Source organism: Kitasatospora nipponensis, assembly GCF_039528135.1.
Lineage (GTDB): Bacteria > Actinomycetota > Actinomycetes > Streptomycetales > Streptomycetaceae > Kitasatospora > Kitasatospora nipponensis.
The window spans coordinates 57,239-78,198 of record NZ_BAAALF010000010.1; the positions used below are offsets into that span (position 1 = coordinate 57,239).

A 20,960-nucleotide genomic window follows, 5' to 3' on the forward strand; every position below is an offset into this window, starting at 1 on the left:
CTCACAACTCCCGGACCAGCAGGAGGGGTTGGGCGCGGGTCCAGTTGACGACCGGGCCGTCCCGGCACAGCAGCAGCGGGCCGAGCTGGCAGTGCCCGCAGTGACCGGTGCCGCAGTGCATGGTGCGCTCCAGGGAGACCCGGATCCGGTCGGGGCGCACACCGCGCCGCGCGAGCTCGTCGGCGGTGGCCCGGATCATCGGTTCGGGGCCGCAGACGAACGCCGTCGTGGCCCGCGGGTCGAAGGCGGCGCGGTCCAGCAGGGTGGTGACCACGCCGACGTCGCCCTGCCAGCGCTCGTCGGGGCGGTCCACCGTGGTCAGCACCCGGGCGCCCCCGCGCCAGTGGGTCAGCTCGGCCGGGTAGAGCAGGCCGCCCGGTTCACGTGCTCCGACCAGGACGTTCAGCCGCCCGTACCCCTCGGGTGCGGCGAGCGCGGCCAGGACCAGCGGGCGCAGCGGTGCCAGGCCGATGCCGCCGGCCACCACCACCAGGTCGCGCCCGGCCGCTGCCGGCAGGTCCCAGCCGGTGCCGAACGGGCCGCGCACGCCCACCGTTTCACCGGGCCGCAGCGCGTGCAGGGCGCCGGAGATCGCGCCGACCGCGCGGACCGTGTGGGTCAGCCGGTCCCCGTCGACGCCGCTGACGGAGAGCGGGACGTCGCCGACTCCGAAGGCGTAGACCATCGCGAACCGGCCCGGGGCGAAGGGCGGCAGGGGCGTGCCGACCGGCTCCAGCGCGATCGTGGCGGTGTCGGCCGACTCGTCGCGGCGCCCCACCACCCGGTAGGGCAGGGGGAGGGCCGAGGAGTCCACCGAGGGGGCGGTCATCGTGCTGTACCGGGGGTGGGCGGTCCGTACAGGTCCAGCAGCCGGGTGCGGGTGGCCTCCAGCCGGCGCGCGATCACCCGGGCGACGCCGTGGGTCACCGCCAGGCCGAAGGCGGGATCCCCGGCGCAGGCCTCGCGGACGCGCCGTGCGTCGAACTCCGCGACCCGGAGATCGGTACGGGCCTGCGCGCCCAGGTGCCAGCGGTAGGGCTCGAACAGCCAGGACCAGCCGACGAGTTCACCCTCCCCCAGGGTCTCCACGACGGGCCCGGGCCGGCCGGGGACGTGGACGTCGAGGGCGACCAGCCCGGCGCGCACGATCCAGAAGCGGTCGGCCGTCCCGCCCTCGTCGAAGAGCCTGGTCCCGGCCGGGAACGAGGCCTCGTGGGCGAGGGCGAGCAGTCGAGCCCGGTGGTTCGGTGCGAGCGCGCCGAGCAGACCGTGTCCGACGTCGGTCACCGTGCCCCCTCTCCCGCACCGCTCTCCCGCTCGCGGTTGAGCGCGTGGGCCTCCTCGGTGATGTCGATGCCCACCGGGCACCAGACGATGCACCGCCCGCAGCCGACGCACCCCGAACTGCCGAACTGGTCGTACCAGGTGCCGAGTTTGTGCGTGGCCCACTGCCGGTAGCGGCTGCGGGAGGAGTCCCGGACCGGTCCGGTCGGCAGGTGGGAGAAGTCCCGGTCGAAGCAGGACTCCCAGTGCCGCCAGCGCTCTGCGTGGTCGCCGGTCAGGTCGGTGACGTCCTCGACGGAGGTGCAGAAGCAGGTCGGACAGGCCATCGTGCAGTTCCCACAGGTCAGGCAGCGGGCCGCGACGTCGTCCCAGCGTTCGGCGGTGAGGGTCTCGCGCATGAGGACCTGCAGGTCCACCAGCGGCATGCTGCGGCCCATCCGGTCGGCCGCCTCGGCGACCCGGTCGCGCGCGGCGGTGCGGGTGGCGGCGTCGGCCGCCCGGACGGGCAGCTCGGCCAGGACCGACTCGCCCTCCGCGCTCCCCGCCCGGAGCAGGAACCGGTGGCCGTCGGCGTCGACCACCTCGGTCAGCGCCAGGTCGTAGCCCGGGCCGACCGCGGGGCCCGAGCCCATGGAGACGCAGAAGCAGGTGGCACCGGGCTCGGTGCACTCCACCGCCACCAGGAACGCCCGCTCCCGGCGCCCGCGGTAGACGGGATCGGCGTACGTCCCCCCGGTGAGCACCCGGTCCTGGAGGGCGATGGCCCGCAGGTCGCACGGGCGGACGCCGAGGAAGGCGTACGACGGCGGGGGGCTGGGGTCCGCCGTCATCACCAGCGCGCCGTCCGCGCCGCGATCGGCGCTCCACTGCCGCACCCGCGGCGGGTGCAGGAACGTCTTCCAGGACTGCGGGCCGGCGCTGTGCGCGAAGGCCGCGCCGTCCGGGCGGGCGGTCAGCCGGTAGTGGCCGGCCTCCAGCTCGACGCCCCAGCCGTAGGGCAGGTCAGCGCCACCGGAGAGCTCGGCCAGCACGATCGCCCCGTCGCGGACCGTCGGGCCGATGACCGTGCGGCCGCGGGCGGCCAGGGCCGCGATCAGCGCGTCCAGGCCGTCCCGGTCGAGCACCACGCTCGGGCCGCCCCGGTCGAGCGCCGCGCTCGCGCCCTCGTCATCCGCCATCGCCAACCTCCGGGCGCCGGTCGTGCCGTCCGGGTCAGTATGCGCACGAGCCGGCCGGCGGGCCCGGGCCGACCGGCCCCGCTGTGGCCCAGGTGGCGGCGTCCGTGCCCCGTACGGGCCACTCGCGCGACGCGCACGACTGGCGGACGTACCGGGCGGGAAGGGCGATCCGCATGGGCAGTGCAGCACGGATCACCGTGATCGGGGTCGGGAACGAGTACCGCCGCGACGACGGCGTCGGCTGGGCCGTGGTGACCCGGCTGATGGCGGACGCCAGGCACCGGCCGCTGCCGGGCGGGACCGCCCTGCGGGTCTGCGACGGCGACCCGGCCCGGCTGATCGCCCTGTGGGAGGGCACCGACCTCGCCGTCGTGGTGGACGCCGCACACGCCCACCCCGGCCGACCCGGCCGGGTCCACCGGCTCGAACTCGACGGCGGACCGTGGTCACGGACCTCGGGCACCACCAGCTCGCACGGGCTGGGGCTCGGCGAGGCCGTCGAACTCGCCCGGGCCCTGGACCGGCTCCCCGGACGGCTGGTCGTCTACGCCGTCGAGGGAGCCGACACCGGCCCCGGCACCGGCCTGTCGGAGCCGGTCGCCGCCGCCGTTGATCCGCTCGCCCGGCGGATCCGAAGCGACCTGGCGTGGTGCCGCCAGGACACCGCCACCCGATGACTCGCCCCGACGGCGTCCACCGTTCCCCCGCCCGGCTGACCGCAGGGACAGGCTGCCGTGGCGGGTCCCGGAGCTTCAGGCGCCGCCGGGCGCAGCCAGTTCGGCGGTGATCTCGTGGGCCCAGGTCCGGATCTGCGCCGGGTTGCGGAAGTCGCCCGCCTTGCCGTGCCGGACCAGGGCATGGGCGATCCACCCGGGCGTGGCGGCGGTGATGCTGCCGCCGAAGGTGACGTGACCTCGGGCGTGCAGGTGCTCCATCTCCTTGGCCACCGCGGGTACCGGCGCGATCTCGTGCTGCTCGGCGGAACTGTCCACCGGACCGCTGCTGAACAGCCACACCGGGCGCTCCCCGAGGGCCCGCGCGTTGCGCCGGGCGCAGTTCAGGGCGTCGCGCTGCCAGTGGCCGGCGTAGAGGGCGCTGCCGAGGATCACCGCGTCGAAGTCCTCGACGCCCTGGACCTCCCCCGCCGGAACGACGACCGCCTCGAAGCCGTCCTCGCGCACCACCGTGCCGATCTCCTCGGCGACTTCGGCCGTGGCACCGTGCTTGCTGCCGTAGGCCACGAGTATCCGCTTGCTCTTCATGGACGGGTCCTCCGCTCCAACGCTGATGGACGACGGATAGGTCCTGCCCTCTCAGCGTCGTTCGCCGGACCGTCGGTGTCATGGGGCTTCCGGCCCCTTCCCAGGGCCCTTCGGCCCTGGCCCGCCCGCACCTGCAACGCCACGTCGGCGGGGCTCGCGGCGCATCGGATCGCGGGAGCCGTTGACCGCACTCGTGTGGCCACGCCGTGCGGCCCCACGCTCCGAGCGAGGTGATCGTCACCGACGAGGACCGCGCGGCGATTCCCCGCCCACCCGACGAGGAAGCGACGGTGGGCGGTGGACTCGCAGACCCGAAGCAGGGCGGCAGCGCGCATCCGGCACGGTCACTGACCAGCGGTCTTGAGCTTGTGATTTATCCAGTGCGGCGTGGTTTGGTGCCGACCTTGTGGTGAGCCGGTCGGCGGTAGGACTCGCCGGTGGCCAGGAACAGGCCCACGTCGTAGCAGTTCGCGGGGCGGCGGTTCTTGGAGCCGGGCGGGCGCCCAGGGCCGGGGCTGGTGGGTTTCGGCACTGCGGCCGGAGTTGAGGTTCTGGCGTGCAGGTGTCGGAACCCGCGCCGGACCCGGGCCGGGGCGAGCTTGTTCGGTTCGGCCGGTTTCTCCCACGGCCGTCGTAGGTCGGTGGTCAGAGAGCGGGCGAGGCGGAGCTGGGTGCTGGCGGTGATGATCAGCCAGGTCCAGCGGTCCGCCGCCTCGGCCTCCCGCAGCCTCGGAGTGGTCCAGCCGAGCGTCTGCTTGATCATCCTGAAGAAGTGCTCAATGTCGAACCTGCGCAGGAACGCCTGCCAGGCCAGGTCGGTCTCCGCGGGGCCGGCCGCGGGCCGGGACCACCACAGCCACAGCGGCTTGGGGTCGCCGCCACTGGGCAGGTGGTCGACCTGCAGGCGGATGACGGTGCCCTCGATGACCGGGAGCTGGCCGGGGTGGTCGCGCCAGGCGGCGCGCCCTTGCAGTTCGGGGTGGAGCCGGTCCCAGCTCTGCGCGTGGGCGGTGCCGTAGCGGGTGGTATCCGCCTTCGTCTCCGCGTCCGGGGCGCCCCAGGTCCTGGCGTCCTTGAAGATGAACCCGCTGCCGTGCTTGGGCGGCCGCCCACCGGCCGGGTTGGCCAGGGCGAACTCCGCGCGGGTCGGTGCCGGGCGGCGCATCACCCGGTCCGAGCGCAGGCGTCCCAGGATCTCCACAGGCAGGTCGCGCAGCAGGTAGGCCAGCCGCATCACGTCGTAGCCCGCGTCGGCCACGATCAGCACCGACGGGTCACCCGGGCTCCACTGGCCGGCGGAGATCAGGCGCTCGACCAGGTCCCGCAGCTGTGCGGCGGTCACTGCGGCGAGGTCGTCGCCGGGCCGCAGCCGCACCGCGTCCAGCGGGGCGACCCACGAGGTCCGGCCCGACTCCAGGGCGACGACCCACGAGTACGGCCAGCCCGGGATCATCTGGTGCCTGGCGTCGCCCCGGCCGTAGGTGTGGCAGAACGAGCGGGCGTCGCTCGTGTCGGCGTCGGGCCGCAGCCACGGCGAAACGTCCACCGCCAGCACCAGGCGGCCGCCGGCGGCACGGGGCAGCGGCAGACCGGCCAGCTCGGCCCGCAGCCGTTCAACGTCCAGGCGGCCCCGGTTCAGCGCGCCGTACAGGGCCCCGTGCCCACGCCGGTGCTCGGGAGCCAATGCCAGGCCGACCAGCGTCTTCACCGGGCCGTCGGTGCACAGCACCGCGTCGCTGAGCTCGAACAGTGCGTCACGCCGCCCGGTCAGGCAGTCGTAATCCCTCGGAAGCGCGACAGTTCCGCGAACGGCTCGTACTGCACGCCCTGTTCCACCACGGTCACCAGCACGGCCTTCGCGTCGAGCCTCTGAACCTCTTGGAGGTCCAGAATCAGGCGGGGCTGGGCCCGCTGTCCTGGAAATCCCCGTGTGGGTGACCTGCGCTCGCCGTCGGACCGCTACCGCGGCAGGTAAGGATCCTCGACCGTCGGCCTTCTCCGGTCACCCTCGGGGGTGAAGGTCAACGATCCGCGGAACGAGCTGACGCCGAAACGCACTGCGAGGAGCAACGGTTGCGCATGCTCGGGCGGCCACGGTTCGCTCCCCGGTTCGCTGCCGTTCCACAAATGGAAGACCACCATCGGCTGCTGCGGATCCGCCGAGAGGTAGCCGAGCGTCTTCCCGTACAAGGGATTGTTCCCTCCGAACAGCACAGAGGGAGGGCCGAACTCCGCCGTCACGTCAGCCCAGGTCCGGTCAGCCGCGGCCCACCCCCGCACCCGGCCTGTGACAGCCTCGTACTCCTCGGCTGTGAGAACTCGATCAGGCCCGAGCCAGCCGCGTCGCTGCGCGAACTCCGCGTATACCGAGGCGACTTCGTAGCAGCCACCCTGCGCGGGGAAGACCTCCTGGAAGGCCCCGCTGGGGCCGATGGGGGTCCAGAGCCCCTGCTCTTCCCAGCTCTGCTTCAGCTGATTCCACGCCTCGGGCTGGCGCTCGACGAACAGCAGGTGGTCAATCAGGATCCGGAAAGCCACCTCGCCCCCGTGCATCCCGGGCCGGCGCAGGGCGAGGTTGAGCTGATCAATGAGGTGATCACGGATCTCCTCAGCAGCGGCAAGCGGAGTAGGAAGGGTCACGCACACAGTCTTCCGCAGGAAGATCAGCTCGATCAGCCATTCCGCTGACGAAGACGAGTGGATAAATCACAAGCTCAGGCGCTGTCGCCCGCCCAGTCCCACCGGCGCGGGTCGGCCGGGCGCGGCTCGTAGTGGGCGCGGCCGCCGGGACCATGTCGGCCGATCTCGGTGAGCAGCGCGGCGCCGTCGGCCAGGTCCTCGATGCTCCAGCCCGTCACGTCGAGCAGTTCTCTGAACTGGTTCCTCTTCTCGCGGTAAGCTAAAGGGCTTTCCCGTTTAAGCGGGTGAGCCGGGGCGAGGACGACGGTACGGTGCCCGGATGGAGCCCTCGAACCCCGTATGTCCAGCCCACGGACCTGGCATCGATCCCGCGTCAATGATCGGTCGTCGGCTGGTGCGGCTTGTGGCGTCCTGGCACGTATATGAGGGACGCGAATCTGACGCCCCTGTCGATCTGTGGCTCATCGATGACCAGGGGGTGTCCACCCACATCATGAGCGGAACGGACTGGTGCCTTGTGGTTGAGGCGTCCAAGCCGTACGAGAGCTACGACATGGGCGACTGGGGCCGGATCGACGTGCGACCCGTTGACGAGGAGACCCCGCTGGCGAGCCGCGTTGGGGAAGTCGTGCTCGGAGTCCGAGAGGACTGGGAGCCGCTGACGGGTCGGATGGGCCTTGAGTTGGACTTCACATCAGGAAGCGTCCGTTGCGAGAGCTGGTCAGGTGACCTCCGCATTCGAGCCGTAGGCTCGATGCCATGATCTCGCTACGGCGCTGAGCTGTCCTGGATAGCCCCGTTTACCGGACCCAGCCCGCAGTATCAGATCGCTGAGCGTCACACGGACACTCGGCACTCAGCGCTGGGGCCGACGTGCACGCCGCGCTGAGGGTCAAGATTAGAGAAGGGCTTCAACGCCAGCCTCGCGGCGGCAGATCCGGGCCTGCGGGCAGGGAGTCAATCGGATGTCGACGAGGTTTGGCTTCCATCTGCTCTGATGACCGTGATAGTGGCTGTTGAAGTGATCTTAGCGGTGTCGGATGCGCCAACGAAGACCTTATTGAGAAACCTGAACATGTAGTCAGTGCGAGTGCTGTTCTGATCCATATGCACTGCATGGATTCCCTCGGCGGCGGCCACCTTCTTAGCACCCTCCTGAAATCCAAGCGGGCTGACAAGAATGCCACCTTCGGCGCCTGTATCTATGATCCGATAGCCTAGTGAGGCCAGCTTTTCCTGATTTTGCCTGGAAGTGGTATAGCGACGGCACTCAATAATTACAAAGCCTTCATTTTCAGTCTTTACGCCCTTGCCGTCGATCTCCCAACTGGTTCCCGAACGGGAGCCGTAGACGTCCTGCTTTCCCTCGACGTGTTCGAGACCGAGCTCTGAAGCAACCTGGTCGAGGAGGTAGACAGCGACATTTTCGTATTTCTCCCACACCTTGTCATTCTTGGCCATCCTGGGCTCCGTTGAAATATCGTCGAAATCAAACGAGTTAGTTAGGCTGCCCGCCTCAAGCTCCTATACTCGATGAGATCCGGGTTAGAGCTATCTGTCCAGGTATGGTGCTGACGGTCCGTGTGGAGCGAGCCCAGCTCTGCTGTCTAGTTCAGAGAATCCGAGTCACTGATCACCTGGGCGGCGATCACCATCATGACCAGGCGGATCACCCGCCACACGTCCCGCCGCAAGAGCCAGCCACCGCCCCGCGAGGATCGGCGAGACTGAAGTGTTCGGGAACAACAGGTCCCGGACCCCGCCGCAACGGCTCGGCCTCCACTCTCCCACGGCCCCGGACGACCCGTCAGCTCATTCGCCCACCGCAGGGGCGATACAGCTAGGCCGTTGCCCGCTGGACACGGTAGCTCCAGCGTGTGAGTGACCGGACGATGGTCTCGGCGCCGATGGGGTTGGCGCTGTGCACGAAGACCGCTCCGATCTGAAAGGGCCGTCCGTTGAAGGCGGCTTCTTCCATGAGGGTCACGACCGGCATGATGGTGTCGTCGCCGCCGAGATCGTGGTCGAGCCATAGCTCGTCAATGAAGCTGTCGCGGTGCTCTTCCAGGAGCTGGATGCCTTCGCGGCTGGTGCGGGCAATCCGCGTGGCCCTGGGGAGCGGTCGGAGGTCGTCTATGCCGAGGACGACGGGCGTCGGCGCGGTGGGGGCTTCTTTCACTGGATCATTGTCACAGCAGGCAGGCGGGATAACCACGGGGTATTGAGGCTCTGCTGGGCGGACCGCCAGCGCCAGCTCAAACAGCGCGTCACCCCGGTTGGGGAGACAGTCGTAGAACTCGCCCCGAAAGCGTGACAGCTTTGCGAACGCATCGCGGCGAACGTCCAGTTGGAGCAAACTCGGCAATGCGACCTCCGCGTCGAACCCTGTCCCTCGTAGCTGAGTTCAGGATCATGCGAAAGCCGCTCCTGCGTCCGGCGAACCCTCGTGTGGGTGACGCTGGCAAAGCTCCAGTTGGTGCCGTTCGAATGATCAGCCTTCCAGCCAGTCTCCAGGCACCGACTCACGCAACTGGTCCAGGGCCTCCTCTGTCCGGGCCCGCACGTTCAGGCAGAAGCCGTCCAGCTCGCGGATCAGTACATCAGCGTCGGCGAACCATCGCACGTCGCGTCCCACAGCCGGGAGCTCCCGGAACTGCCCCACCACGCCGGCCTCCTCAGCGTCCAGCTCAAGGAAGTCGGTGAACCCGCCCGCGAACAGCACCGCCTCGGACATGACCATCTCGACACAGGCCACCGTCAGGCTCGACTCCCAGGTATCCCATCGCTCCTGCGACTTGTCGGCGAGATCCGGACGCATCACGGTGGCCGGATCCTCATCGTTCAAGTCCGCCAGCAGGACTCCCCAGGAGGCGGCGCCCTGATTCTCCACCCGGTACACGAGTGCGCCGTCGACCACGTGCAACTCGTCGGGCTTGAGCAGGGTGTCGTGATTGCTGGTGAGGTCAGTCCGGTGGCCGAGAAGCAGGTATGCCTCACGAAGCGCCACGGGTAGAACCAAGCCCAGGCGCCGCTCGGCTGCCTCTATCTCGGCCATGCTCCAACCGTCCCCCGGCTGGAGCGGCTGCTGCCAGTAGGCCGCAAATTCTGCGACGAATTGCCACGCTTCCGCACGGCTTGGCAAGGGTTCAGATAGCCGGGTGTGAATGTCGAAGGTCTCAGTCATGCCAGCACCCTACGGCGGGGCACAGACACCCCCTGTTCGAGAGCAGGACGTTAAACGACAAGCTGAGCCACCTGGTGAGGTGGGGCGGCCACCGTCTCGTGCGGGTCGGCGTCGAGACCCTATACCTCGATGTGGGAGCCCATGATGACCGTGCGGTCGCGGGGGAGGCCGAAGTACTCGGCGGCGTCGGCGGTGATGTAGGAGGTGGCGATGAACAGCCGCTTGCGCCACGGCGCCATCGTCGGCGCCTGTCCCCTTCGGAGCTCGATCTTCGACAGGAAGTAGGAAGCCTGGTCGAGTTGGAGTTGCCCCTCGGTTTCCGCGGGGTCGAGCATCGTCAGTGCGGCCGGCACGTCGGGGGTCTCCATGTAGCCGAACCGGGCGGTGACGTGGATGATCCCGTCCGTAGTGAGGCCGAGATGGTCGACGAGGATCCGCTGGGCGGCCGGAACGCGGGGCACGGTCTCGGTCTCGAGGGAGAGGATCACGACCTGCTCGTGCCGCACGTGGTTGTGTTCGACGTTGGCCCGCATGGCCAGGGGCGCGGTCTGCTGGCCACGGTTGAGGAAGACGGCGGTGCCGGGAACCCGGAGCGCCGGTACCCGGCCACTGTGGAGCTGGTCGACGAACTCGCGCAGCGGGCCCTCGTGCCGGGCCCGCTCCGCGGTGACGATCTCGCGCCCGCGCTGCCAGGTCGTCATGACGGTGAACGCGGTCAGCCCGATCAGCAGCGGGAGCCACGCGCCGTGGACGAGCTTGGTCGCGTTGGCCGCCACGAACAGCAGGTCCACGGAGAGCAGCACGCTCGCACCGAGGACGATCAGCCACACCGGGGTGCCCCACCGAGCGCGGGCCACGTAGAAGAACAGCAGGGTGGTGATGGTGATGGTGCCGGTGACCGCCATGCCGAACGCGAAGGCGAGTGCGGCGGAGCTGCGGAAGGCGAAGACCAGGGTGAGGACCGAGACCATCAGCAGCCAGTTGATCCAGGGAACGTAGATCTGACCCATCGTGGACTCGGAGGTGTACGCGATGCGAAGCCGGGGCAGGTAGCCGAGCTGAGCGGCCTGCGAGGCGACCGAGTACGCGCCGGTGATCACCGCCTGGGAGGCGATCACCGTGGCCGCCGTGGCCAGAACGACCATCGCGATCCGTCCCCAGCCCGGCACCAGAAGGAAGAACGGGCTGCTGACGTTCCTCGGGTCGCCGAGGATCATCGCGCCCTGGCCGAGGTAGCTCAGCACGCACGCGGGGAAGACGAGGAACAGCCAACCGCGCGTGATCGCCGGGCGCCCGAAGTGCCCCATGTCGGCGTAGAGCGCCTCGGCGCCGGTGACCGCGAGCACGACCGCGGCCAGCGCGAAGAACGCGGTGCCGAAGTGGCCGAACAGGAAGCCCAGCGCGTAGCTGGGTGACAGGGCCCGGAGGATCTGCGGGTGGTCCGCGATGCCGGATACACCACAGGCTCCGATGGCCCCGAACCAGGCGATCATCACCGGTCCGAACAGCCGGCCCACGACCGCGGAGCCCTTGCGCTGCACCAGGAACAGCACCACGATGATCGCCGCGGTGCCCGGCACGACGGCGTCCTGCAACGAGGAGTCGACGACCTTCAGCCCCTCCATGGCGGACAACACCGAGATCGCCGGGGTGATCATGCTGTCGCCGAAGAACAGCGACGCGCCGAAGATGCCCAACGCGGCCAGCACGGCGGTGGTGCGCCGGCCCCGCCTCGAGCCGCTCCGCCGCAGCAGGGTGATCAGGGCCATGATGCCGCCCTCGCCCTCGTTGTCGGCGCGCATCGCCAGCAGCACGTAGGTGACCAGGACGATGATCACCACCGACCAGAACACCAACGAGACCACCCCGTACACGTTGTCCGTGGTGACCGGGACCGGATGCGGGTCGTCCGGGTTGAAGACGGTCTGGAGGGTGTAGATCGGGCTGGTCCCGATGTCACCGAAGACCACCCCGAGGGCGCCGATCACCAGCGCGAGGCGCGCCGTGCTCTGCACGCTCGGACGATGAGCGTCCGGCGGCCGCGGTGCCGCGCCGTGATCGGCCATGGTGTGGTTCACCTCCGTGCGGCCTGCCGGGTCGCAGACCTGGTGCATCGGGGCGGACGATACCGCAGTACGCCTGCCGGACAGGCGTGCGCCGCTTCTCCTCGAAGCGCCGTGTCACGCGAAGCTGAACCGCTGTCATGGGGCGGCGGTATCACGACCTCCCGAACAGGCTCGGTCGGGAGCGGCTGCCGGTCCTCCGGTGACCGCCCCCGTCACCCGTTCGGAACTGCCCCTGCCACACGCGGCACCGCGTGTGTGGGCCCGCCGCAGTGCGGCGGGCCCGTTCAGCGCTGACTGGCGACCTCCACGCAGTCCCAGAGCTGCAGCTCGGTCCCCTGCGCCGTGTTGTCACCGGGCAGGTCGAGGCACTTGCCGTTGGCGCGGAGCTGGAAGCCGTTGTACGTCCAGGACTGGTTGGCGCCGCCGTGGCAGTCCCACAGCTGGATCGGGGTCCCGTTGGCGGTGCCGTTCCGGTCGACGTCCAGGCAGGCGTGGTGGCCGGAACTGGCCTCCGGGCTCAGGCTGTTGATCTGCTGCTGGGCGGGCCGGGCGGGGAAGTGCAGGGTGCGGTCGGTGTGGCTGCAGGCGAGTGAATGAGCTCACGGTGCACAATCAGCGGGTGACGAGGTCCCGTACCGCGTCGCTGACGGCGGGGATCTCGTCGGGCCCGGCCCACTCGTGCGCGTCGTGCTCTGTGAGGGGGATCGGGCCGGGCCGGGTGACGGTGTCAAAGAGACGGCGCGGTCGCGGCGAAACGGGAATGCTCGACGGCCGCCCGGTCGCCGTCACCAGTGGTAACTGCGGGACGCTACAGGTGCTGCCGATCCCGGAGAGTCGCCCGTCGGCTACTGCTCGGACGCTTACTGAGTACACCCTCTCCGACGCATGGATCGCCGCCCGTCAAAGAAACGTTAAGAAGGAGAGTGAAGAAGCCTTAACGGACAACGGGCCGATCGGCTTTCTCCCAACCCGTGCCGGCTGTCGTCCCGACATCGTCCAGGAGGTCAACTACTCAGCGACGAATGGACCGTAGCAACTCGCGTATGTCCCAGCGAGGTCGATGAGTGTCTCCGCCACGTCGGGCAGCTTTCCGAAGTACGGGCTCCTGCCGTGGCCCGGGAGCGTCGGCGGGCGCTTTCGCCCGACCGCGCCATGCGTATCATCGTCGCTCATTATGCGAATAGAACTCGCCAAGAGCGCGCCTGAAAACCCCACTGCCACTGGACCCGGCGGCGCGCCCGACGGCAGCAGCCCTCGCCGCCTCCGCCCCGGGACAGCAGCCCTGACCCTCGGTGCGCTGGGCGTCGTCTTCGGTGACATCGGCACCAGTCCGCTGTATGCGATCCAGACCGTCTTCACCGCCGACAACGGCGCGGTCGGGACGACTCCGGACCAGGTGTACGGGGTCATCTCGCTGGTTTTCTGGGCGATCACCCTGATCGTCTCGGTCAAGTATGTGACCTTCATCCTGCGCACCGACAACGGCGGCGAGGGCGGCATCATGGCCCTGACCGCCCTCGTCCAGAAGCTGTCCTTCAAGTCGGCGCGCAGCAAGATGATCCTGGTGGCGCTCGGGATCTTCGGGGCGTCGCTGTTCTACGGCGACGGGATGATCACGCCGGCGATCTCGGTGCTGTCCGCGGTCGAGGGGCTGAAGGTCTCGGCGCCGGGTCTGAGTGAGTTCGTGATCCCGGTGACGATCGCGGTGCTGGTGCTGCTCTTCGCGCTCCAGCGCTACGGCACCAATCTGGTCGGCAACCTGTTCGGCCCGATCATGACGGTCTGGTTCCTCATCATCGGCGGCACCGGCGCGGTGGAGGTGGCGAGCCACCCGGCGATCTTCAAGGCGCTGTCGCCGGTGTACGGCGTGCAGTTCATCGTGAACCACGGGATGATCGCGTTCGTGGCGCTGGCCTCGGTCGTGTTGGCCGTGACCGGTGCCGAGGCACTCTACGCGGACATGGGCCACTTCGGCCGGGCTCCGATCCACCGTGCCTGGTTCTTCCTGGTCTTCCCGGCCCTCACGCTCAACTACCTCGGCCAGGGCTCGCTGATCCTGCGCGCGCCGTCGGCGATCTCGAACCCGTTCTTCCTCCTGATGCCCGGCTGGGCGCAGTTCCCGATGGTGATCCTGGCGACCGTCGCCACCGTCATCGCCTCGCAGGCGGTCATCTCCGGCGCGTTCAGCGTCACTCGGCAGGCGGTGCAGCTCGGCGTCCTCCCCCACCTGACGATCAAGCACACCTCGGAGCACGAGGTCGGCCAGGTCTACGCGCCGATGATCAACTGGGGCCTGTTCGGCGCGGTCGTGGCCCTGGTGGTCGGCTTCGGCTCGTCCGCCGCGCTCGCCTCCGCGTACGGCGTGGCGGTCACCGCCACCTTCGTACTCAACACCGTGCTCTTCCTGGCCGTCGCCCGCGTGATGATGGGCAAGCCGCGCTGGATGATCGTGCTCGGCGCAGTCGTCTTCCTCACCAGTGAGATCGCGTTCTTCGCGGCGAACCTCACGAAGGTCGTGCACGGCGGCTGGCTGCCGCTGCTGGTCGCGTTCAGTGTCTTCACCATCCTCATCACCTGGCAGCGGGGGCGGCGGATCGTCACCCCGAACCGCACGGCGCTGGAGGGCCCGCTGCGGGCGTTCGTCGACGAGGTCGACGCGATGGACCCGCCCGTGCACCGGGTCGACGGCACTGCGGTGTTCCTCAACGCCAACCCCGAGACCACTCCGCTGGCACTGCGCGCCAACGTCGAGCACAACCACACCCTGCACAAGAACGTGGTCATCCTGTCGGCCGTGGTGGAACGCGTGCCGCACATCCCCGAGGCGGAGCGCTGCGTCTTCGACGACCTCGGCCACAGCGACGACGGCATCACACACCTCACCGTGCGGTTCGGCTTCATGGACGAGCCGAACATCCCGGCGGCCCTGCGCCTCGCCGCGCAGCACCCCGACGCGGGTCAGATCCACGGGCTGCAGGTGGACGAGGTGTCCTACTTCCTGTCGCGGATGACGATCATCAGGACCGACGCCCCGGGCATGCGGCGCTGGCGCAAGAGGCTCTTCATGACCATCGCCAACAATGCGAGCAGCCCCGTCACGTACTTCGGGCTCCCCAGCGGCCGCTGCGTCATCATGGGCGCCCAGGTCTCGATGTGAGGCGGTGAGCACGGTGCGGGTCAGGAGCGATCCTGACCCGCACCGTGCCGCGCGCACGCTCTCGGCGGCAGCGCGAGCCGATCTGGGCCCGCAGGGTCGGCGCCGACCTTCGCGACCAGCTGGTCTCCACGTACGCCGACGGCCGCTCGCCGGGCTTCCTCGGCGATACAGGTGGACGCCGCGCTGTCCACCGACTTCGGGTCGGCAATCTGACGGCGCTTCGGGAGCTGGCCGGCTTCGAGCGCCCCCCGATCCTCGAACAGGGCACCCACCAGGAGCTGCTGACCGCCAACGGCGCCTACGCCGGGCTCTGGCAGCACCGGTCGGGCGGCTTCCTCGACGAGACCCCCGCCGGCGCCGGCGAGTGCGTGGCCCGAACGCACCGCGCCCCGCCGGGTACGGGCTCGGCGGGGCGCGGTGCGTGGTGCGGTGCGGGTCAGAGGCGTTCGGGGACCGGGTTGCCGACGGCCTCGATGGCGCGGCGGACGGGGACCTTCGCCAGCACGGCGAACCCGATGACGAAGAAGACCAGCAGGGAGATGATCGCCGAGCGGTAGCTGCCGGTGATCTGGTAGGCGGCGCCGAAGACCAGCGGCCCCATCCAGCTGGTGCCGCGGTCGCTGACCTTGTAGAGGCTGAAGTACTCGGCCTCGCGCCCGGCCGGGATGAGGTGGGAGAAGAGCGAGCGGGAGAGCGCCTGGCTGCCGCCGAGCACCAGCCCGATCATGCAGGCCAGCGCGAAGAACCAGATGGGCTGGTGGGCGGGCATGAAGTACCCCAGGGCGACGGTGACCACCCAGCCGACCAGGGAGCCCAGGACGGTCCGCTTGGCGCCGTAGCGGCGGGCGATGCGGCCCAGCAGCAGCGCGCCGCCGATCGCCACGATCTGCACCAGCAGGACGGCGGCGACCAGCGAGGTCTGGCCCATGCCGAGCTCCTCGCTGCCGAAGAGGGAGGCCTGGGAGACCACGGTCTGGATGCCGTCGTTGTAGCAGAGGAAGGCGCCCAGGAAGAGCAGCGTCAGCGGGTAGCGGCGCATGCCGCGCAGGGTGCGGGCGAGCTCGCGCAGGCTGCCGGCGGTGGGCCGGTCGGCGTCGGCACCCTCGGCCACGGCTCCGTCGGCCACAACGCCACCGGGGCGGGCGGGGGCCACGCCGGCGCGGGAGGGCAGTCGCACCAGCGGGACGAGGGTGAACAGCGCCCACCACAGGCCGGCCGAGGCCAGGCAGATCCGCACCGCGGTGCCGGAGGAGAGCCCGAGCGCGTCGTGGCCCTCGAACAGCGCCAGGTTGGCTATCAGCAGCAGTCCGCCGCCCGCGTAGCCGTAGGCCCAGCCCTTGGAGGAGATGGCGTCGCGCTCGTCGGCGCTGGCCAGGCCCGGCAGGTAGGCGTACGAGAGCGCGACCGACACCGCGTACGCGATGTTGGCGATGATCAGCAGTCCGCCGCCGAGCAGGTAGCGGTTCCCGCCGAGGAAGAACATCCCCATGGTGGCGAGCGCGCCGACGTACGCGAAGCCGCACATCAGCTCCTTGTGCCGCCCGGTGCGGTCGGCGACCGAGCCGGCCAGCAGCATCACCGCCACGGAGACCAGTACGGAGAGCGAGACGGTGTACGGGAAGAACGAGCCCGCGCGCACCGACAGGCCCAGCGGGTGGACGTCGCCGCCCGCGTCGGCGGCGTTCTTGGCGATGGAGGTGAGGTACGGCCCGAGGAACACCGTCAGGACCGTCGCCGAGAAGGCGGCGTTGGCCCAGTCGTTGATGTACCAGCCGAACTGCATCCGGCGCAGGGCGCGGGCGTCGGTGGTGACCGCCGGGTGGTCGGGCAGGTGGGTAGCGGTGTTCATGAGGTTCCTATCGCCTTGCTTCCGTCGGTCCAGCAGCCGCGCTCCTCGAGGACGTCCCGCAGGACGTCGATGCGATCGGCCATGATGCCATCGACACCCAGGTCGAGGAGAGCCCTGATCCGGGCCGGGTCGTCCACCGTCCAGACGTGCACCTGCAGGCCGAGGCGGTGCGCGGTGCGCACGAAGGCCCCGTCGACCACCCGCACGCCCCGCTGCCGCTCGGGTACCTGCGCGCACACCCCGGACCACGACCCCCCTCGGCCCGGGAACAGCGGCCCGGCCAGCGACCGCAGCCGCAGCCGCGCCACCTCGCGCGGGCCCAGCGAGGTGGCCAGCCGGGGACCGGCGGCGGCGCGGACGGCGGCGAGGCGCGCGTCGGAGAACCCGCCGACGCAGACCCGGTCCCAGGCGTCGGTGCGGCGGATCGCCTCGACCAGCGGCGCAACGGCCGGGGCCGCCTTGACGTCGATGTTGAATCGGGCCTGCGGGAACGCCCCGAGCAGGTCCTCCAGCAGCGGGATCGGCTCGGTGCCACCGATCCGGGCCTCACCGACCGTGCGCCAGGGCAGTTCGGCGACGACGCCGGCCCGGTCGGTGACCCGGTCCAGGCGCGAGTCGTGGAAGGCCACCAGCGCGCCGTCGGCGGTGGCGTGCACGTCCGTCTCCAGGTAGCGGTAGCCGAGCGCGACCGCGGCCGAGAACGCGGCGAGCGAGTTCTCGGGATGGCCGAGATCACCTCCCCGGTGGGCGAAGGCCAGCGGCCCCCGGTGGTCGAGGAAGGGGTGCATCTCGGGCTCCGAGGGTGTGCGGGAGGGAGGCGGTGGGAGGGGGGTGACGCGCGGGGAATGGCGTGCGGAGGTGACGTCGGCGGGCAAACGCCATGATCAGAGTGGGCGGACGAACTGTAGCGCCCCGACCCCGCGGGCGGCGACACCCGCCGAGCAGGTCCTCGCTCCGGGCGGCCGGCGGGTCGGTGACTCGGTGGCGGATGCGGGCGTCCGGGGCACCGACGCCGGGGCGCTGAGCCGGCGCGACCGAGGGCGGTATGTCCCGAAAAGGTAGAATCGCCGGGAGAGCCGACGCCGAGGGTGAGGGGCGGATCGTGGCCAGGCTGGTCTCCCTGAACGTGGGTCTTCCCCGCGATGTCTCCTGGCGGGGCAGGACCGTGCGCACCGGCATCTGGAAGCACCCGGTCACCGGCTCCCGGATGGTCCGCCGTCTGAACGTCGACGGGGACGGGCAGGGCGACCTGGCCGGCCACGGCGGCGAACACCGCGCCGTGATGGTCTATCAGACCCAGTCCTACCGGTACTGGGAGCAGGTACTCGGCCGCACCGACTTCACGCCCGGTCAGTTCGGGGAGAACTTCACCGTCGACGGCCTGCCGGACGACGAGGTGTGCGTCGGTGACCGCTACCGGATCGGCCGGGCGGTGTTCGAGGTCAGCGCACCCCGGGTGACCTGCTACCGCGTGGGCCTGCGCATGGACGAGCCCGCGATGCCCGCCCTGCTGGTGTCCCACCGGCGTCCGGGCTTCTACCTCCGGGTGCTCACCGAGGGTGAGGTGGCGGCGGGCGAGGAGGTCGTCAAGATCGCCTCCGGACCCGCCGGCGTGACCGTCGCCGAGGTCGACGCGCTGCTGTACCTCCCCGGACACCCCCGCTCCGCGATCACCCGGGCGCTCGGCGCGCCCGCCCTGAGCCCCGGATGGCGGGCCTCGTTCCAGGCCCTGCTGGATCAGGGCAGCCCGGAGCCCGGCACGAGCGCGGGCAACGCGGGCCTGAGCCCGCCGGCCGGACCGCCGCCCGCCTGGCGCGGATTCCGCCCGCTGAGGGTCACCCGCGTGCGGCGGGAGAGCCCAAGCGTGCTCTCGCTCTGGCTCGCCGACGCCGGTGCGGCACCGCTGCCCGCCCGGCTCCCCGGACAGTTCGTCACCCTCCGCCTTCCCGTGCAGCCGGGCCGGCCGCCGCTGACCCGCAGCTACTCGCTGTCCGGCGCACCGGACGCCCCCGAGTACCGGATCAGCGTCAAACGCGAACCGCAGGGCACCGCCAGCCGCTGGCTCCACGCGCACGCGACGGTGGGCGACAGCATCCAGGTCGCGGCCCCGCACGGCACCTTCACCCTCGCCGACGGCCACGGCCCGGTGGTGCTGCTCTCCGCCGGCGTCGGCGTCACCCCGGTGCTGGCCATGCTGCGGGCACTGGCGGACGCCCGGTCCGCCCGGCAGGTCTGGTGGCTCCACGGCGCGCGCAACGGCGAGGACCACGTCTTCGCCGAGGAGAGCCGGAGGCTGCTGAGCCGGCTCCCGAACAGCCACGCGCGCATCTGCTACAGCCGCGCCCGTCCGGCGGACCGGCCGGGCATCGACTACACCGACCCGGGCCGCATCTCCGCCGACCTGCTCGGCCGGCTCGACCTGCCCGCCCGCGCGGACGCCTACCTGTGCGGACCCGCCGGATTCCTGCGGGAACTGACCGACGTCCTGGTCACGCGGGGGCTGCGCGCCGACCGCATCCACAGCGAGACCTTCGGCGCGACCGCCGCGCTGACGCCCGGCATCAGTACGGGGGCGACACCGCCGCCGCACCTGCCGCCCGGGCCGGTCGGCACGGGTCCGGCCGTCTCCTTCGCCCGCAGCGGCGTCACCGCCGCCTGGAGTCCGCGGTACACGAGCCTCCTGGAACTGGCCGAGGCGTGCGACGTCCCCGTGCGCTGGTCGTGCCGCACCGGCGTCTGCCACACCTGCGAGAGCGCCCTGCTGGCGGGAGCCGTCCGTCACTCCCCCGAACCGCTCGATCCGCCCGCCGAGGGGAACGCCCTGATCTGCTGCGCCGGCCCCGAGCAGGACGTCACCCTCGACCTGTGACGGCGCGTCAGCCGAGCCGGGACACCTGGTAGTGGCGGATGGACCAGCCCTCCGCCATCCGCTCGACCAGCACGCTCAGGTACACCGTGAGCGTCTGCCGGTCGGTGAACGAGAAGTCGACGCTCAGGTAGCCGAGCACGAGAGCGTCGGTCAGGCGTCTGGTTTCGAGGAACCGGTAGTCGGCGGCCATCCCGAGCGGCTGGGACGCGTAGTAGTCGGCGACGCCCTGGCGGCCCACGCTGTACGGATGGAGGCCCTGGAAGATCGCGTCCTGCGTGAAGCAGGCGGCGACCCGCTCGGGCTCGTGCGCGTCGACGGCTGCCTTCCAGGCGTCGAGGACGCCACGCAGGATCTGCTCAGTGTCGGCCGTGCCGTCCATCAGGGGCCCTCGTGGGTGAGGGGGTCGTTGGGGTGCGGGTCGTTGGGGTGCGGGTCGTTGGGGTGCGGCGACAGCGCAGTGACCTCGTCGGTGCGCCACACGCGCAGCGGCATGGACGCCAGGACCTCCTCGAGCCGGTCCGCGTCCTCGACCGCGAAGAGCCCGAGCGTGCGCCATTCGCCCGGGCGCAGCGGAGGGCGCCACAGGCGGAGCAGGTGCCCCTGCGCCGCCAGCTCGCGCGAGCGGGCGGCCTCGCGGGCGCGGACGTCCTCGACGGCCTGCTCCGTGACCCCCTCCGGGACGCGGGTGGTCATCGTGACCAGGAATTCCATGACCGACTCCTTCCGGGGCTGCCCACTGTTCCGATTGTGGCCCAGGGGCGGGGTCCGGGCATGTTTCCCTGCGGTCCACCGGTCTCAGACCCGGTCGAGGGGCCGGTGCGGCTCGTCGGGGAGCACGACGGTGAGCCGGTCGCCGGGGCGCACCACGCCGCCCACCCGGACGACGCTCATGATGCCGGCCTTGCGCACGATGTTCCCGGCCTCGTCGCGGCCGACCACCCTCTTCAGCAGGCCGTCCTGGAAGGCGTCGATCTGCAGGCACGGATTGCGCAGGCCGGTGACCTCCAGGACCGCCTCGTCGCCGATGCGCAGCAGCGTCCCGACGGGCAGGCCGAGCAGGTCGACGCCCCGGGTGGTGATGTTCTCGCCGAGGTCACCGGGCGTCACCCGGAAACCCTCCTCGGCGACTTCGGCGAAGAGTTCCTCGTGGATCAGGTGGACCTGGCGCAGGTTCGGCTGGGTGGGATCCTGCGCGACCCGCGAGCGGTGCTTGACCGTGACCCCGGCGTGCACGTCCCCCGCCACGCCGAGACCGGCGAGCAGCGTGATGCCGGCCCGGTTGGGCTTGGTGAAGGAGTACTCGCTGTTGCTGCTGACTGCCGTGACCGTCCCGTTCACTGCACGGACCCCCGTTCGATGGCGATGATTCGCTCACGATCGTAGCCCGTGGCCCCCGGGGACTCCCCCGGCGCGGGCCGCCCCGGGGGGGGGGGGGGGCGGGGGGGGGGGGGGGGGGGGGGGGGGGGGCTGC

The 20,960-nt window shown here is 70.7% G+C and carries 21 protein-coding genes and 1 pseudogene; 4 read left to right on the top strand and 18 right to left on the bottom strand.

The features are described 5' to 3' along the window. Window position 1: 1 nt before the first annotated feature. From ABD323_RS05365 to ABD323_RS05375, 3 genes are read right to left on the bottom strand one after another with little or no spacing between them, the layout of a single operon-like run. The gene (locus tag ABD323_RS05365; protein WP_344439766.1) at window positions 2–829 is read right to left on the bottom strand and encodes an FAD/NAD(P)-binding protein; all 828 of its coding nucleotides are present in this window, start codon (window positions 827–829) and stop codon (window positions 2–4) included. Next, entirely contained in the window at window positions 826–1,287 is a 462-nt protein-coding gene (locus ABD323_RS05370; protein ID WP_344439768.1) for a cyclic nucleotide-binding domain-containing protein, read from the bottom strand. Before ABD323_RS05370 ends, ABD323_RS05365 begins: the two co-directional genes overlap by 4 nt. Beyond that, window positions 1,284–2,462: a 4Fe-4S dicluster domain-containing protein gene (locus ABD323_RS05375; protein ID WP_344439770.1), complete on the bottom strand. Its 1,179-nt coding sequence runs from the start codon at window positions 2,460–2,462 to the stop codon at window positions 1,284–1,286. The genes ABD323_RS05370 and ABD323_RS05375 overlap by 4 nt, the downstream gene beginning before the upstream one ends. 173 nt (window positions 2,463–2,635) lie before the next feature. Between ABD323_RS05375 and ABD323_RS05380 the strand changes: the two genes are divergently transcribed. Next, window positions 2,636–3,139 (top strand): hydrogenase maturation protease, encoded by a 504-nt coding sequence (locus tag ABD323_RS05380; RefSeq protein ID WP_344439772.1) that lies wholly within the window; start codon window positions 2,636–2,638, stop codon window positions 3,137–3,139. Between the two features lie 75 nt (window positions 3,140–3,214). Here the strand turns inward: ABD323_RS05380 and ABD323_RS05385 are convergent, their stop codons facing one another. The 4 genes and pseudogenes from ABD323_RS05385 to ABD323_RS05400 all read right to left on the bottom strand — a co-directional run bounded on the left by ABD323_RS05385 (window position 3,215) and on the right by ABD323_RS05400 (window position 6,582). Beyond that, window positions 3,215–3,724, bottom strand: coding sequence for a flavodoxin domain-containing protein (locus ABD323_RS05385; protein WP_344439774.1), 510 nt, complete (start codon window positions 3,722–3,724; stop codon window positions 3,215–3,217). Between the two features lie 373 nt (window positions 3,725–4,097). After that, window positions 4,098–5,569: pseudogene (locus ABD323_RS05390) on the bottom strand (NF041680 family putative transposase). Between the two features lie 114 nt (window positions 5,570–5,683). Next, window positions 5,684–6,364, bottom strand: a complete 681-nt coding sequence (locus tag ABD323_RS05395; RefSeq protein ID WP_344439776.1) for a hypothetical protein — start codon at window positions 6,362–6,364, stop codon at window positions 5,684–5,686. Between the two features lie 74 nt (window positions 6,365–6,438). Next, window positions 6,439–6,582 carry a hypothetical protein gene (locus ABD323_RS05400; RefSeq protein ID WP_344439843.1) on the bottom strand — a complete coding sequence of 48 codons (144 nt, stop codon included), beginning with the start codon at window positions 6,580–6,582 and terminating at the stop codon, window positions 6,439–6,441. A gap of 260 nt (window positions 6,583–6,842) precedes the next feature. Between ABD323_RS05400 and ABD323_RS05405 the strand changes: the two genes are divergently transcribed. Continuing rightward, window positions 6,843–7,127 (top strand): hypothetical protein, encoded by a 285-nt coding sequence (locus tag ABD323_RS05405; protein ID WP_344439778.1) that lies wholly within the window; start codon window positions 6,843–6,845, stop codon window positions 7,125–7,127. A 194-nt stretch (window positions 7,128–7,321) separates the two neighbouring features. On the opposite strand, the gene ABD323_RS05410 is transcribed toward ABD323_RS05405, so the two are convergent. The 5 genes from ABD323_RS05410 to ABD323_RS05430 form a co-directional block, all read right to left on the bottom strand. Then, complete coding sequence (locus ABD323_RS05410; protein WP_344439780.1) at window positions 7,322–7,825, bottom strand: restriction endonuclease; 504 nt, start codon at window positions 7,823–7,825, stop codon at window positions 7,322–7,324. Between the two features lie 379 nt (window positions 7,826–8,204). Then, entirely contained in the window at window positions 8,205–8,720 is a 516-nt protein-coding gene (locus ABD323_RS05415) for a cyclic-phosphate processing receiver domain-containing protein (RefSeq protein WP_344439782.1), read from the bottom strand. Window positions 8,721–8,855: 135 nt separating this feature from the next. After that, window positions 8,856–9,548 carry an SMI1/KNR4 family protein gene (locus ABD323_RS05420; RefSeq protein WP_344439784.1) on the bottom strand — a complete coding sequence of 231 codons (693 nt, stop codon included), beginning with the start codon at window positions 9,546–9,548 and terminating at the stop codon, window positions 8,856–8,858. Between the two features lie 119 nt (window positions 9,549–9,667). Continuing rightward, window positions 9,668–11,563, bottom strand: coding sequence for a potassium transporter Kup (locus tag ABD323_RS05425; protein ID WP_344439786.1), 1,896 nt, complete (start codon window positions 11,561–11,563; stop codon window positions 9,668–9,670). A 335-nt stretch (window positions 11,564–11,898) separates the two neighbouring features. Continuing rightward, entirely contained in the window at window positions 11,899–12,177 is a 279-nt protein-coding gene (locus ABD323_RS05430) for an RICIN domain-containing protein (RefSeq protein WP_344439839.1), read from the bottom strand. 497 nt (window positions 12,178–12,674) lie between these two features. Here ABD323_RS05430 and ABD323_RS05435 point away from each other — a divergent pair, with 497 nt between their 5' ends. Next, window positions 12,675–14,771 carry a potassium transporter Kup gene (locus ABD323_RS05435; RefSeq protein WP_344439788.1) on the top strand — a complete coding sequence of 699 codons (2,097 nt, stop codon included), beginning with the start codon at window positions 12,675–12,677 and terminating at the stop codon, window positions 14,769–14,771. Between the two features lie 20 nt (window positions 14,772–14,791). Here ABD323_RS05435 and ABD323_RS05440 read toward each other — a convergent pair whose 3' ends face one another. The 3 genes from ABD323_RS05440 to ABD323_RS05450 form a co-directional block, all read right to left on the bottom strand. Then, window positions 14,792–15,043: a hypothetical protein gene (locus tag ABD323_RS05440; RefSeq protein ID WP_344439845.1), complete on the bottom strand. Its 252-nt coding sequence runs from the start codon at window positions 15,041–15,043 to the stop codon at window positions 14,792–14,794. Window positions 15,044–15,207: 164 nt separating this feature from the next. Continuing rightward, the gene (locus tag ABD323_RS05445; RefSeq protein ID WP_344439791.1) at window positions 15,208–16,620 is read right to left on the bottom strand and encodes an MFS transporter; all 1,413 of its coding nucleotides are present in this window, start codon (window positions 16,618–16,620) and stop codon (window positions 15,208–15,210) included. Beyond that, window positions 16,617–17,408 carry a glycerophosphodiester phosphodiesterase family protein gene (locus ABD323_RS05450; RefSeq protein WP_344439793.1) on the bottom strand — a complete coding sequence of 264 codons (792 nt, stop codon included), beginning with the start codon at window positions 17,406–17,408 and terminating at the stop codon, window positions 16,617–16,619. The genes ABD323_RS05445 and ABD323_RS05450 overlap by 4 nt, the downstream gene beginning before the upstream one ends. A gap of 314 nt (window positions 17,409–17,722) precedes the next feature. On the opposite strand from ABD323_RS05450, the gene ABD323_RS05455 reads away from it, so the two are divergent. After that, the gene (locus tag ABD323_RS05455; RefSeq protein ID WP_344439795.1) at window positions 17,723–19,489 is read left to right on the top strand and encodes an MOSC domain-containing protein; all 1,767 of its coding nucleotides are present in this window, start codon (window positions 17,723–17,725) and stop codon (window positions 19,487–19,489) included. Between the two features lie 7 nt (window positions 19,490–19,496). On the opposite strand, the gene ABD323_RS05460 is transcribed toward ABD323_RS05455, so the two are convergent. From ABD323_RS05460 to ABD323_RS05470, 3 genes are all read right to left on the bottom strand, one after another. Next, window positions 19,497–19,868: a YybH family protein gene (locus ABD323_RS05460; RefSeq protein ID WP_344439798.1), complete on the bottom strand. Its 372-nt coding sequence runs from the start codon at window positions 19,866–19,868 to the stop codon at window positions 19,497–19,499. Next, window positions 19,868–20,200: a muconolactone Delta-isomerase family protein gene (locus ABD323_RS05465; RefSeq protein WP_344439801.1), complete on the bottom strand. Its 333-nt coding sequence runs from the start codon at window positions 20,198–20,200 to the stop codon at window positions 19,868–19,870. The genes ABD323_RS05460 and ABD323_RS05465 overlap by 1 nt, the downstream gene beginning before the upstream one ends. Window positions 20,201–20,284: 84 nt before the next feature. Beyond that, complete coding sequence (locus tag ABD323_RS05470) at window positions 20,285–20,827, bottom strand: MOSC domain-containing protein (protein WP_344439803.1); 543 nt, start codon at window positions 20,825–20,827, stop codon at window positions 20,285–20,287. Between the last annotated feature and the right edge of the window lie 133 nt (window positions 20,828–20,960).